This window comes from Alteromonas sp. DY56-G5, from assembly GCF_041414725.1.
Classification (GTDB): Bacteria; Pseudomonadota; Gammaproteobacteria; order Enterobacterales; family Alteromonadaceae; genus Alteromonas; species Alteromonas macleodii.
Map to the genome: position 1 here is coordinate 1 of NZ_JANHZQ010000014.1, position 12450 is coordinate 12450.

Below are 12450 nucleotides of genomic sequence, written 5' to 3' on the forward strand. Positions count from 1 at the left end.
TGCGGATGTTGAACGAGTCAAAAATCTCTGTTGGAGAGAGTGGATAAAGTTGGTCAATTAATTAATGCAATTGGTATTAATCCCCGCTCACCCCAAGCAAAACCTCAAATTGGGGTCAGAGTACTTTATTGCTTTAAACATCAGGACACAATAGTTATTCCCTTATCCCTAAGTGCAGCTAATTCAGAGAAATGTACTCTAACCTCCATTTTTTAGAGAAGTAACAATCTACTCTGACCCCAGAATTAAGGCGAGTTACTTTTAGGCCGCTTTTAATGCTTAGGCAGTGCTAGGTCGCATTGCACAAATAGCTTACACATTTAAGCAGCTAAAGATAATAAAGGGGGCAGAGTACTTTTATGAGAAAATGAATTTAACTATGCGTGATTTCATAACAGTGTGGGAGAAGCACTTTAACTCTTTAGCATGCCTTTTTGGAGAAATGTACTCTGACCCCATTATTCGAGGGATCAATGCTGTGGACTTGTTTGAATGTATAGAAAAAGCGACAGGTAGAAAAATAATCGGTATGGTATAAAAACACTAAACAGCTAGGAAGTTTGTATGTCAGCCTTACCATTCAATAATAACCCAGCTTACTTGCGAGGGAATTTTCAACTTGAACCTTTGACCGCTCTATTAAAGCAGCATGCAGAACTTGTTTGCTTTCTTCTAATAGCATTCTTCTTTGTTGGTAATGCATTTATTGAAAATAGTGAAAAAGTGCGGGTCTTAGATAATCCTCAGAAAAACGACTTTTTCTATATTGACTATAGAGCTATAGACCCTTCATCGGATGCTCGATTTCGCTACGTCCCCCTGAAATTACTTAGTGTTGATGATGATACTCTTACTTTTAAAGTCGGAAACATTGCTCACACAACACCTGTCTCGCCGAGTCAACATGCGAAATTTGATAAAACGTTATTACTACGCAATTACTATCGTGTTGATAACCTTGTGCTTAGCAAAACAAAAGTAAATGACTTGGTTACTTCTGGTGCCATTTACGATGCTAGGCGGCCTCGAAATATTTATATTAACGGTTGGATGGTTTTGCACCTTAACGAGTTAGTACCAGATAACAGTTAGTAATAAAAAAGCGTTTATAAGCGATAGAGTCCAAGTAAAGTACACTCCTTACGAGTGAGGCAACATGTACCTTGAAGTGTTTATTTTATTTACTATGAATACAATACTCAGCCAATAAAGTACTCTGACCCCATTACTAATGGGGGAGAGTCAATCTACTCACTTCATTAATCTGACAACTCGTACCTTGAAGCGTTTATTTCATTTGCTAATGAATACAGTGCTCACTTAATAAAGTACTCTGACCCCATAACTAATACTATCCGCTTATGGATAATTGGTTTAAAACGCTTTACATTTTTAAGGTGTTAATGAAATGTTAAGTGCGCCTGATGAAGTATTTAGTTTTAGCTGTTATTACTGGTCTCGTTAATGTAGTGATGTCTTTTGTTACTTCACATCTACTAATCTCTACAGTTGCTACGTTTCTTACTATCCTTTTCGCGGCCTTTATTATTGAGAAGGTATTTCAAAACCAAAATATAGCCGCTAGTAAAATTGTTCTAACTGACGATTATAAGAACAGTGCACACAGCAATGATGCAACGAAAGTTAGTCATGCCGCGAGTAACATTGCAATTGGTGGTGCTTCTATCTCTTTCTTTTTAGAACAGTTATCAAAAGCATTTAATGAGCAAGTCGCGAACATCGGCGAGATGAGCGGTAGACTCCAACAGTTAGAAGTCTCCTCAACTCAGTTAGATGATCTTGCCAAGAATGCTGCATCTTCTATGAATGAATCTGACGAGAAAACGCAGTTCGGGAGTACGTCGTTAAAAGAAGTATTAAGCCAGCAACAGCAGCTGGTTAAAAACATAAATGCGTCATCTGAAGCGCTTACTACATTAAAAAGTAAGGCCGAGGGAATAAGTACAATAACAAACACCATTAACCAATTAGCCGATCAAACAAATATGCTAGCGCTTAATGCGGCTATTGAAGCTGCAAGAGCGGGAGATCAAGGACGTGGTTTCGCCGTCGTTGCTGATGAAGTACGAGAGCTTGCCAAGAAAACAACCGATGCCACCTCAGGAATTGAAAGTTTGCTGCAGGATATGAATACAAGTAGCCAGGCCGCAGTGGCTACTATGGAAACGGTGCTTAACTCTAGTGATAAGATGAATGTGAAATTAAAGGAGAGCGAAGAAGCTATCTCACACTCCAGTATGCTCTCTACAAAAGCCCGGGAATCGATGGGCGCTATGCAAGCAATGGTAGAAAATAATGCAGAACATAGCGCAGGTATAAGTACCAATATACTTCAGTTGCACACGACGACCGAAAAATTAGAGCACGACCTCACTGATGTTTCTACTCAGGCGCTATCACTGAGTAGTCAAGCTGAAGATATTTTCAGGCTGCTGGAAAGCTTCGACGTAAATGATCGAAACAGCGAAGTTAGAGACATTGCAGTAAATGCAGCTAAAACTGTTGGAAAGCGTTTCGAGCAAGCGATTTCAGAAGGGAAAATATCGGAAGCAAAGCTGTTTAATTTTGACTATTCACCTATACCGAACACTAATCCTATAAAGCACACGACACCTTTTGATAAGTTCACCGACGACGTACTTCCCGCTATCCAAGAACCTTTATTAGAAACACATAGTTTCATTATTTATGCCGGCGCAGTTGACATAAATGGTTACTTTCCTACCCACAACAAGAAATTTAGTCAGCCCCTTACTGGTAACTACGATACGGATTTAGCAAATAACAGAACGAAACGGATATTCGATGACAAAACCGGAAGTCGTTGTGGCAGCAATACCTCTACTTTCTTGCTACAAACTTACAAGCGAGATACAGGTGAGGTCATGCACGATCTATCTGCACCGATATATGTGAACGGTAAACATTGGGGAGGGTTTCGTATTGGTTATAAAGCCAAAGAACAGTAAGTAAGTTCTCTGTATCAACGTATAAGCGCTTGCTTCCGTTTTCTTACTTTAAGGAATAAAAGTGGTGATGCCATAGCGCTTAGCAATATTGGCAACAATATTATTCCTTCTTTGCGCTTTTATTTGCTGCTTCGTTACCCTACCATTAGCGAATTGTTCGCAGTTCGTAAAACTCTATGCCTTCACTACAACCATACAGCACATTTGGCCTCGCCGCTTCTTGTGATTCTATCCAGTCGTTTAGCGACATTACTTCATTCCTGTCTATCTTCAAAACTTCTAAAAACAATAACAAAGCCATTTATATATTAGGCGGTGGAAGCAATTCAGTCTTCACTGACGACTTTGACGGTACAATTCTGGTTAACGAGATTAAGGGAATAAGCCATTTTGATACTGAAAGTCACCATTACTTACGTGTAGGTGCAGGTGAAAACTGGCATGACTTCGTCACTTTGTGTATGAAAGAGAAGTGGTATGGTTTCGAAAATCTCGCCTTAATACCTGGCTCAGTAGGCGCATGCCCAATTCAGAATATTGGTGCGTACGGACGAGAAGTGAATACGTTAATCGACAAAGTAGAGTGTGTATTTCTTGAAACCGGCGAGCAGGTATTGTTGGGCAATGAAGACTGTCAATTTGGCTATAGAGACAGTGTGTTCAAGCATGCACTAGCGAACAAAGTGCTAATCACTCATGTAAACTTTAAACTGCCCAAGCACTACGAACTCGAGACCAGCTATGGCGAACTAGCGGCACTCACTGAGCCTACACCAGAAGAGGTGTATAGTAAGGTAATAGAAATTAGGAAGAGCAAACTTCCCGATCCTGCCGAGCTAGGCAATGCAGGAAGTTTCTTCAAAAACCCAGTGGTTTCAAAAGCTGTGTTTCAAGCGATCGCACAAGGGTATGATTCAGTGCCCCATTTTGTGGTGCACGGAGGTGTTGAGCTGCCAGCCACTGAAAAAGAACAAATAAAAATTCCTGCCGCGTGGCTTATCGACCAGGCAGGTTTTAAGGGCAAGACTTTGAATAAAGTACGATGCCACCCTACACAGCCATTGGTACTTACTAACTTAGGTGGTGCCACCGGAAACGATGTAATAACCATGGCAAAAGATATCATAGCAAGCGTACAGGGTAAGTTCGGCATACAGCTTGAGCCAGAAGTGCGCTTATTAGGAAGCAAAGGACTTATTTCGCTATGAGACAAGCATCAAAAGCTATAAGAAAACATATACTCGCTTTGTTGTCCGACGGCCAGTTTCACTCAGGGGAAACCATTGCACAGCAAGTGGGCCTTTCGCGCACAGCAGTTGCAGGGCATATTTCCCAACTCGCCGATTGGGGATTAGATGTATTTAAAGTAAAAGGTAAAGGCTACCGTTTAGAACGAGGGTTTCCATTGTTAAGCGCCGACAGCATTAAACGTCATTTAGGCAATACAAAACGAGCGGTTATTGATGTGGAATCAGTATTACCTTCCACCAATACGGAAATGAAGAAGCGTATTGCCAGCAAACGAGAAGATCTTGAAAACGGCGATGTCGTTTTTGCTGAAATTCAGACCGATGGACGCGGTAGACACGGCCGTTCATGGTTAGCGCCAGTTGGCGGAAGCTTAACTTTTTCTATGTACTGGTCTTTTCCCGACGGCTATCAGAGTATGGCTGGGCTCTCCTTATTGGTGGGCTTGGCTGTTTGCGATGCACTTAAAGAATTTGGCGTAGAAGACGCCGAGCTTAAATGGCCGAATGACATTTATTTGCAAGGTAAAAAGCTTGCGGGCGTACTTATTGAAGTAGAAGGGCAAATAGGCGCTACGGCGCATAGTGTTATCGGCATAGGTTTGAATGTTTGCGTACCCGATAATCAGTACGATGTTGGTCAGCCTCATAGCGATCTTGCGTCATATTTGGGCACTATCCCAGATAGAAATGCATTAGCTGCAGAAATAATTAAATCGCTATGGTCTTATTTACCTAAATTTACCCAGCAGGGCTTCGGGCCATTCACAGCATATTGGGAAGCGCTCGACTTGTACGCCGATAAACGCATTGTTTTACAAATGGGTGAGAAGCGTTTTTCCGGAATTGATAGGGGAGTGGACGCCAGCGGCGCGCTTCTTGTTGAAACGCAAGACGGTATTACCCGTTTCCACGGCGGCGAAGTTAGCCTTAGAGGCAATTAACTTTTTATTTTTGTTTTGCTTTATAGCTGAGCTACGAAGATTTTGACCATTTTTATAATAAAAGTACTTCGTAGTTCATCTTTGTGATTTTTAAATAGCATTTTATCCGTTCGTTTTACGCATTGCTTTGCGATTGAAACCAAAAATATGAACAACATTGAAGAAAACCACGTCATATTAGTGGATATCGGTAACACCCGAATAAAATATTCACTGCTTTGTCATGCAGAAGAAGAGCCTAATGCATGTGAAGATGCCAATTCTCTTTTCTCTTTTATTGATTCTCAGAAAAAAATTTCCCATTTATATATAGCTTCAGTAAGAAATCAGGAGCTGGTTGATGAAATATCCGCCATGTGTAACGAGCGAAATATTATTTTTGTAGAAAAGCACACCGAGAAAGAAGCCTTCGGCATAAAAAATAGTTACGCGAATGTTCAAAAAATGGGCGTTGATAGATGGCTCGCCATGGTCTGTGCTGCAGAAAAGTCAAAAAAAGCATTTTTTGTTATGGATGTAGGTACGGCAATAACGGTTGATTTTGTGGTGGATGGTCAACATTTAGGCGGTTGGATCATACCTGGATTTCAAGTAATGCGTAATGCATTGGTTGCTTCAACTAAAAAAGTATTCGCGAATGATGAAATTCCGACCACCTTTGGAGTGGGGACCGATACAGAAGATTGTGTGGCAACAGGGTGTCATGCTGCCCTATATGGTGTTTATTTGAGCGCAGTTGATTACATATCAAGCAAACAAACCGAATTTGACATAATTTTAGGGGGTGGAGACAAAAAAGTGTTTGCATTCTTAAAATCTGCTGATAACATGCGCCTCGCTCATTTGGTGATGCAGGGTCTTGCCCGCTACGCTCGAAGTGAACTTCTAAAGGGAACATCGACGTAAGTTTTTGATTAGTTGAAAAATTGGTCAAAAAAGAAAATTGAAAAATTTTCAAAAAGACACTTGCACAGAGTTAAACAATACTCTAGAATGCGCACCCACTTGATGTAGTGCCGACTTAGCTCAGTTGGTAGAGCAACTGACTTGTAATCAGTAGGTCGCCAGTTCGATTCCGGCAGTCGGCACCATCAATCTGGAGGGGTACCCAAGCGGTCAACGGGAGCAGACTGTAAATCTGCCGGCTCAGCCTTCGCAGGTTCGAATCCTGCCCCCTCCACCACTTTCTCTATGAGGTGGCCAGAGAATTAGGATTGCGGGCATCGTATAATGGCTATTACCTCAGCCTTCCAAGCTGATGATGCGGGTTCGATTCCCGCTGCCCGCTCCAAATCAGTGCTGATATAGCTCAGTTGGTAGAGCGCACCCTTGGTAAGGGTGAGGTCGGCAGTTCAAATCTGCCTATCAGCACCAGTTTATTTCTCCCCAGCTCATGTAAAATTTCTAAATTTTTTAATGTAACTTTGCTGGGATAATAGAAATGGCAAAAGAAAAGTTTGAACGTACGAAACCCCACGTAAACGTGGGTACAATCGGCCACGTTGACCACGGTAAAACTACCCTAACTGCAGCTATCACTACAGTTCTTTCTAAAACTTACGGCGGTAACGCACAGGCTTTCGATCAAATCGATAACGCGCCTGAAGAGAAAGCACGTGGTATCACCATTTCTACTTCACACGTAGAATATGACACTCCTACTCGTCACTACGCACACGTAGACTGCCCAGGACACGCTGATTACGTTAAAAACATGATCACTGGTGCTGCTCAGATGGACGGTGGTATCCTAGTAGTTGCTGCGACTGATGGCCCTATGCCACAGACTCGTGAGCACATCCTACTTGGTCGTCAGGTTGGTATTCCTTACATCATCGTATTCATGAACAAGTGTGACATGGTTGACGATGAAGAGCTTCTAGAGCTAGTAGAAATGGAAGTTCGTGAACTTCTTAACGAATACGAATTCCCAGGTGATGACCTACCAGTTATCCAAGGTTCAGCTCTTAAAGCGCTTGAAGGCGACGCAGAGTGGGAAAAGAAAATCATCGAGCTTGGTGAAGCGCTTGATTCATACATCCCAGAGCCAGAGCGTGCAATCGACAAGCCGTTCATTCTTCCAATCGAAGACGTATTCTCAATCTCAGGCCGTGGTACAGTTGTAACAGGTCGTGTTGAGCAAGGTATCATCAAGGTTGGTGAAGAAGTAGAAATCGTAGGTATCAAAGACACTACTAAGACTACTTGTACTGGTGTTGAGATGTTCCGTAAGCTTCTTGACGAAGGCCGTGCAGGTGAGAACGTTGGTGTTCTTCTACGTGGTACTAAGCGTGATGAAGTTGAACGTGGTCAAGTACTAGCTAAGCCTGGTTCAATCACTCCACACGTTAACTTCGAAGCAGAAGTATACGTACTATCTAAAGATGAAGGTGGCCGTCATACTCCATTCTTCAAAGGCTACCGTCCACAGTTCTACTTCCGTACAACTGACGTAACTGGTGCTGTAGAGCTTCCAGAAGGCGTAGAAATGGTAATGCCTGGTGACAACCTTAAATTCAAAGTTGAGCTAATTGCTCCGATCGCGATGGAAGAAGGTCTTCGTTTCGCAATCCGTGAAGGTGGTCGTACAGTAGGTGCTGGTGTTGTATCTAAGATCCTAGACTAATCTAGACTTAGCAACACAAGCCAAGAAAAGCGCACTTAGGTGCGCTTTTTTATGCCTGCGATTTAGAACGTCACTCCCTCGCAATCTGCATAACAGAAAGCTTTGGGGAGAGAAGGAAACACGCCGTAAACTTACCCTTCTTTTTAAGTTAGAGCTTCGACACCCCCCCCTGCGTTGTAGAGTTTCAGAGGGCACAGCACCCACTCTCTAATACAGAAATAACTTAAGGCCCAGTGGGTTTTATGGGGAAGCGGACAAACTTATTTCAAAATGACTAGGTTCGAGGCTAGCCTTAATCGCAAGTTGAGCTATGCTTAGGCATTGATAAATTTGAAACTTATTATCGTCCTGCCTTTTTTCCGTCAGTGCGAAGTGGCAAACTCCATTTTAATGTTTTAACAAGGTTTTATAAGTAATGTCATTCGAGTCAGTTTTAAATGAATCGGAGTTCAGCACAATTGTTTTGGAAAATCGTAGTGCTTATGAGCAAGATTTATTAGGGTTTAATGAGTTACTTCACGCTGACTATCTCTTTTTAGGCGTCAAAAAAGCGGATAAAATTTCCGTATTAGTAGGGCTTGCGCACGACTCTCCAATTTCACAAATTGAATATGACCTGAAGGGTTCGCCTTGTGAAACTGTCTTGCTAACTGGAGCGTGTGGTTACAAGTCGGACATTTGCGAGCATTTTCCCGATGATCAAACCCTCAGTGAGCTTAATGCGCAAGCGTATTTAGGCGCGGGCCTCTTTAATGAGAAAAACCAAGATATTGGTTTACTCGTTGCTATTTTTAACACTCCCAAGCATGACATCAATGAGTGGTTACAAGTTTTCTCACTTCAAGCTAAGTTGTTTTCTACACAACTGCAGAAGGACTTTTTCGCAATAAAAACCGCGCGTAACCTAAGCCTTATTGATGAAATAAGCCGTATGTCGAAAACAGGGTCATGGGAGTTTTATCCTGAAACTGAAAAGTTAATATGGTCATCAGAGACATACCGTATCTTCGGTTTACCAGTCGGTAGTGCCATAAACGTCCAAAAAGCCATCAACTCTTTCGCCCCGGGATATACTGAGGAGTTAACGCTCGCATTTGATAACCTCCGTTTTCACCAACAGCCCTATGACATTCAGTGCAAAATTATCGATTCGTCAGGCACTATTCGATGGGTAAGAGCCTCTGGGAAAGCGGAGCTTTATAAGAATGGCGCAGTGAAGCGTCTTTTCGGTGCATTTGAAGATATTACTGAATATAAAACCGCGCTTACTCTCAATGAAGAGCGAGCGATGAAAATTCAAAATATTTTGAATAATATCAATGATGCTGTATTTAGTATCGACGTCAAGGGCACAATCACACATTGTAACGACATTGCGCTTAAAACGTTTGGTTACACGCGAAGGGAGTTAATCGCTCAGTCTGTAGAGATTCTAATGCCAGAACCTTATGCGTCTAACCATGCTTTTTATATGCGCAATTATATGGAGACTGGGGTAGGTAAAATTATAGGAGTAGGTCGTCAGCTTCCGGCTAAGCGAAAAAACGGCGATATATTCCAGATGGAATTGTCATTGTCGGAGAGTTTTGACCAGGGTGAAAGGGGATTTATAGGTGTTATACGGGATATTAGTGAACGTATAGAAGCGCAGGATACCATTTATAACCTCGCTTATACTGACTCTGTTACCCGCCTTCGAAATCAGCAGTGGTTCCATCAACGCTTTAAAGACTTGATGTTACGCGCATCGTTAAAGCAAGAATATATACATATTTTGTTGTTAGATATCGATAATATGGCGCAAATCAATACGCGTTTCGGCTTTGGTAACGGCAACTATGCTATAAGAAAGATTGCAGAGCAGTTGCTTTTCGTCATCGGCCACGATTATGAAATTTTTAAATATGGCGGTGATAGTTTTGTCGTACTGTCTAAAAAAACGTACATAAAAGAAGACCTTCATAAATTTGATGCGAACTTAGTGGAAAGCGCACTCCTTAGTCCACGTCATTTCGATATTGTCATAAATTCAGTGAAATGGTCTCTTACTGCGTCACTTGGCAGTGCTATCTTTAACCCGCAAGGTCAAAGCTTTGAGTCAATCATCAATGTAATCGAACAGGCTGTTAAAAGGGCAAAAAGGTCGGCACCTTTTGGTCTTTGTCATATTTCAGAGGATGGGTTTAAAGAGTTCGACCGTTATTTAGATATAAAATCTAAGCTTGAACAAGCGATAGAACGCGATGAATTATCAATAGTACTTCAGCCTCAAGTTACTCATGATGGAACGGTTTCTTCTTTCGAAGCGTTGGTGCGGTGGTACTCGAAAGAGTTAGGTCCAGTAAGCCCAAGTGAATTTATTCCTATTGCCGAAGAGAGCTACGCTATCTGCGAAATAGGTGACATAGTTTTAAGAAAAACGCTGAGCGTTATTAGTAACTTCGTGAAAAGCGGTTTAAATACCAGTATTGCGATCAACATAAGCGCTAGACAAATAGTTGTGCCTGACTTTATAAATTCGCTACTTTCTCGCGTAAATCAATACGGTATTCCACCTCACATGTTAATGCTGGAATTAACAGAAACCGCTTTAGTGGTGGATATTGAGCTGGTTAAGGAAACCATGCTTGAACTCGCAAGATTCGGCTTTCGCTTTTCAATTGATGATTTCGGTACCGGATATTCCAGTCTTGCATACCTGAAAGTTCTCCCAATCAGTGAGCTTAAAATAGATAAGTACTTTGTGGACGACATAGGAAAAGACTTTGATGGAAAAGCGGCGCAGATTGTTGATGCAATTATTGAAATGGCCAAAGCACTGAATGTCACATGTATTGCAGAGGGTGTAGAGAGTGAAGAGCAGCTAAAATACCTAATAGGTAAAGGCTGTGGAAAATTTCAAGGCTATTACTTCTCAAGGCCTGAACCGGAAGCACATTGGGCGGGAATCAATGAAAACACAAAACTACCCTAAATTTAAAGAAAGTTTGCAATTATCCGCTATTGGCTAGCCAGTCTTGATCGTGTTCTAGGTTCTCTTTTTCACCTGAAAAAGCGGCTTTCTTGTAAGTTTTATAAGCTCCTTTTGTCATACTGTAACAATACCGAGTTATAATTTTTGAATTTAGTGCTGTGAGAGACTTTGATGATAACACGACGCCAGTTTTTAGTAGGCTCTTTGGCATTTGGTGGCCTAGCGACCAGTGCTTTTGGTAAGAAAATAAATTTGGCGTCTATGCCGATTAGTGAAGGCTATGGTGCACTAGTCGCCGACCCTCAAAAGCTGCTCGATTTACCTAAAGGCTTTAGCTATAAGGTTATATCAAGCCTTGGAAATAGCATGTCTGATGGTTTGCATGTACCTGACAGAGCGGATGGCATGGGTTGTTTGCCTGTAGAAGGCAGTAGCGACAAAGTTGCGCTAATACGTAACCACGAACTGCACCCCAAACACTTAAGTGCTCAGCCACAGTCTATTCAAATGCATACTAGCGAGTTGGCCTATGACAACTATCATAGTGGGGTAGCTTTACCAGGCGGCACCACAACCATGGTGTATAACCTTACCACCAAAATGGTAGAGCGAGAGTTTATCAGTCTTGTTGGAACGGTAAGAAACTGCTCGGGCGGCATTACGCCTTGGGGCACGTGGCTAACGTGTGAAGAGTCAGTAGACCGACCTCATGGCCCGAACGGCGATGTAGTAAACAAAGATCACGGCTACATATTTGAAGTACCTGCAAATGCTGACTCACTCATTGAAGCTAAACCACTTAAAGCAATGGGGCGCTTTAACCATGAAGCGGCATGTGTTGACCCCAAAACAGGCATTGTTTACCTGACTGAAGATCAGGGTGACAGCTTGCTATATCGCTTTGTGCCTAACGAGTACGCTAACCTGGCAGCTGGCGGCCAATTAGAAGCTCTGGTAGTAAAAAACAAACCTCAGTTTGATACACGTAATTGGAGTTCCACAACTATGCCATTGGCGACGTGGTTCGACGTTGAGTGGATAGTATTAGACAACCCAGAAAGCCCGAACGATGACTTACGCGCTAGAGGATATGAGAAAGGTGCTGCCTTATTCGCTCGCGGTGAAGGTATACATTGGGGTGAAAATGAGCTTTATTTTTGCTGTACTAATGGTGGCCAAAAGCAGCTCGGTCAGGTGATGAAACTTGTTCCTTCTGCTGATGGTAAACAGGACAAGCTGCAGCTATTTTTAGAAAGTGAAGACAAGAACTTATATAACTTCGGCGATAACCTAACCGTATGTCCAAACGGGCATCTATTGGTGTGCGAAGACCAATATACCGACATTGTTGATAATCATTTACGCGGTGTTACACCAAATGGAGAAGTGTATAACTTTGCAAAGCTCCATGCGCAAACTGAACTTGCCGGCGCGTGTTTCTCGCCCGACGGCAATACGCTTTTCGTGAATATTTACTCTCCAACGAAGACCTTAGCTATAACCGGGCCATGGCTTGAAGGTTAGAGATCAGAGGTTGGAGACCAGATATTACGGTTATCTAGAAAACTGGCGTCATTTATTCTCATTACTTTAAAATGGCGCCGTTATCCCCCAAGTGTGAACTGCAAATTTCTATCAACCTTTCTTTCGTCACGCATCATTTACTTAC

The 12450-nt window shown here is 42.2% G+C and carries 9 protein-coding genes and 4 tRNA genes; all 13 read left to right on the forward strand.

Features of this window, described 5'->3' with window-relative positions:
* Positions 1 to 379: 379 nt before the first annotated feature.
* Positions 380 to 538 (forward strand): hypothetical protein, encoded by a 159-nt coding sequence (locus NO989_RS09015; protein ID WP_371342423.1) that lies wholly within the window; start codon positions 380 to 382, stop codon positions 536 to 538.
* A gap of 26 nt (positions 539 to 564) precedes the next feature.
* Complete coding sequence (locus NO989_RS09020) at positions 565 to 1092, forward strand: hypothetical protein (protein ID WP_371342424.1); 528 nt, start codon at positions 565 to 567, stop codon at positions 1090 to 1092.
* A 332-nt stretch (positions 1093 to 1424) separates the two neighbouring features.
* Positions 1425 to 2990 (forward strand): methyl-accepting chemotaxis protein, encoded by a 1566-nt coding sequence (locus NO989_RS09025; RefSeq protein ID WP_371342425.1) that lies wholly within the window; start codon positions 1425 to 1427, stop codon positions 2988 to 2990.
* 176 nt (positions 2991 to 3166) lie between these two features.
* The gene (gene murB, locus NO989_RS09030; protein WP_278344385.1) at positions 3167 to 4198 is read left to right on the forward strand and encodes a UDP-N-acetylmuramate dehydrogenase; all 1032 of its coding nucleotides are present in this window, start codon (positions 3167 to 3169) and stop codon (positions 4196 to 4198) included.
* A complete protein-coding gene (gene birA, locus NO989_RS09035) occupies positions 4195 to 5181 on the forward strand; it encodes a bifunctional biotin--[acetyl-CoA-carboxylase] ligase/biotin operon repressor BirA (RefSeq protein ID WP_039222269.1) in 987 nt (328 codons plus the stop codon). The genes murB and birA overlap by 4 nt, the downstream gene beginning before the upstream one ends.
* Positions 5182 to 5328: 147 nt before the next feature.
* Positions 5329 to 6087 carry a type III pantothenate kinase gene (locus NO989_RS09040; RefSeq protein WP_061486596.1) on the forward strand — a complete coding sequence of 253 codons (759 nt, stop codon included), beginning with the start codon at positions 5329 to 5331 and terminating at the stop codon, positions 6085 to 6087.
* Positions 6088 to 6196: 109 nt separating this feature from the next.
* Positions 6197 to 6272: transfer RNA gene (locus NO989_RS09045), tRNA-Thr, on the forward strand.
* A gap of 7 nt (positions 6273 to 6279) precedes the next feature.
* Positions 6280 to 6364 (forward strand) — tRNA-Tyr (locus NO989_RS09050).
* Between the two features lie 33 nt (positions 6365 to 6397).
* Positions 6398 to 6472: transfer RNA gene (locus tag NO989_RS09055), tRNA-Gly, on the forward strand.
* Positions 6473 to 6479: 7 nt separating this feature from the next.
* Positions 6480 to 6555 (forward strand) — tRNA-Thr (locus tag NO989_RS09060).
* A 67-nt stretch (positions 6556 to 6622) separates the two neighbouring features.
* Positions 6623 to 7807, forward strand: a complete 1185-nt coding sequence (gene tuf / locus NO989_RS09065) for an elongation factor Tu (RefSeq protein ID WP_014977498.1) — start codon at positions 6623 to 6625, stop codon at positions 7805 to 7807.
* Positions 7808 to 8222: 415 nt separating this feature from the next.
* Positions 8223 to 10781 carry an EAL domain-containing protein gene (locus tag NO989_RS09070; protein ID WP_371342426.1) on the forward strand — a complete coding sequence of 853 codons (2559 nt, stop codon included), beginning with the start codon at positions 8223 to 8225 and terminating at the stop codon, positions 10779 to 10781.
* 171 nt (positions 10782 to 10952) lie between these two features.
* A complete protein-coding gene (locus tag NO989_RS09075; protein ID WP_061486594.1) occupies positions 10953 to 12305 on the forward strand; it encodes an alkaline phosphatase PhoX in 1353 nt (450 codons plus the stop codon).
* Positions 12306 to 12450: the final 145 nt, after the last annotated feature.

What these genes read in the sequence shown, in the direction of transcription:
- NO989_RS09015 (WP_371342423.1), top strand. Translation starts at nt 380, where the DNA reads ATGCGTGATTTCATAACAGTGTGGGAGAAGCACTTTAACTCTTTAGCA.
- NO989_RS09020 (WP_371342424.1), top strand. Translation starts at nt 565, where the DNA reads ATGTCAGCCTTACCATTCAATAATAACCCAGCTTACTTGCGAGGGAAT.
- NO989_RS09025 (WP_371342425.1), top strand. Translation starts at nt 1,425, where the DNA reads ATGAAGTATTTAGTTTTAGCTGTTATTACTGGTCTCGTTAATGTAGTG.
- murB (WP_278344385.1), top strand. Translation starts at nt 3,167, where the DNA reads ATGCCTTCACTACAACCATACAGCACATTTGGCCTCGCCGCTTCTTGT.
- birA (WP_039222269.1), top strand. Translation starts at nt 4,195, where the DNA reads ATGAGACAAGCATCAAAAGCTATAAGAAAACATATACTCGCTTTGTTG.
- NO989_RS09040 (WP_061486596.1), top strand. Translation starts at nt 5,329, where the DNA reads ATGAACAACATTGAAGAAAACCACGTCATATTAGTGGATATCGGTAAC.
- tuf (WP_014977498.1), top strand. Translation starts at nt 6,623, where the DNA reads ATGGCAAAAGAAAAGTTTGAACGTACGAAACCCCACGTAAACGTGGGT.
- NO989_RS09070 (WP_371342426.1), top strand. Translation starts at nt 8,223, where the DNA reads ATGTCATTCGAGTCAGTTTTAAATGAATCGGAGTTCAGCACAATTGTT.
- NO989_RS09075 (WP_061486594.1), top strand. Translation starts at nt 10,953, where the DNA reads ATGATAACACGACGCCAGTTTTTAGTAGGCTCTTTGGCATTTGGTGGC.